The following is an 863-nucleotide window of genomic DNA, read 5'->3' on the forward strand; positions in this document are numbered from 1 at the left end:
TTTAGAAATACTCGCCAGACCAACATCTGCCATGGTGTAACCTTCTGAGTAGTTCACCGCACTCCAGTTTAGGCCTTTCACGTTGTTCGTGATGTTTACCGCACCAAAGTTCACACCGGTTGTTTGGCCTTGGTTCCAGTTAACCAAACCAAGTGACGCACCTTTCATTTCTTGGTTTACTTTCGCTGCCCCAAAGAACAGACCGAAGTTCACACCCGTAGTACGGTCAGTTTCAGACATACCTAGAACTGAGAAGTCGACGCCTTTTACTTCGTTTACTTGGCCATGCAGTACCGCCAAACGAACACCACCAACAGCAGAGTTTGATGGAGCGTTAGTATGGTCGATCGTTGAAAACATCACAGGGGTGCTGTTCGCAAGAGCAACAGGTGATGCGATAGTGGCTGCAACAGCCAATGACGTCATAAGCTTTTTCATTTTTATCTCCATGATGGTAAGCAGTAATTTACAACATAGTGTAATGTTCAGATTTTGCGCTATTCGGACACAAAAAGTGTTAGCAATAGGTCATATTTAACAATCTGACTATCCTAGAAAAAATTCATCTCAGTTATTTTTCTGTTTTTCCACTGACGCTGCCGGAACGCATCCCTCACAATTCACATCTTCTTTTACCTACACTGAAAAATGCACAGTGGGCAAACACCAGACGCAAAAAAGCCGAGGTTCACACCTCGGCTTTTTGTTCTACTCGGCTTGGAATAGCGCGGGATGATTACATCATGCCCATGCCACCCATACCGCCCATACCACCCATGTCAGGCATGCCTGCACTTTCTTTTTGTGGTAGGTCAGTTACCATCGCTTCTGTTGTGATCATTAGACCAGCGACAGACGCTGCA

Annotated in this window: 1 protein-coding gene; it reads right to left on the reverse strand. The window is 45.5% G+C overall.

What is annotated here, in order from left to right:
* Positions 1-438 (reverse strand): VC2662 family protein (locus tag R7Z47_RS24285; RefSeq protein WP_318130694.1); only part of this gene is annotated, 438 nt, incomplete at its 3' end.
* Positions 439-863: the final 425 nt, after the last annotated feature.

It is taken from the genome of Vibrio sp. 1641, from assembly GCF_033339995.1.
Taxonomy (GTDB): domain Bacteria; phylum Pseudomonadota; class Gammaproteobacteria; order Enterobacterales; family Vibrionaceae; genus Vibrio; species Vibrio alginolyticus.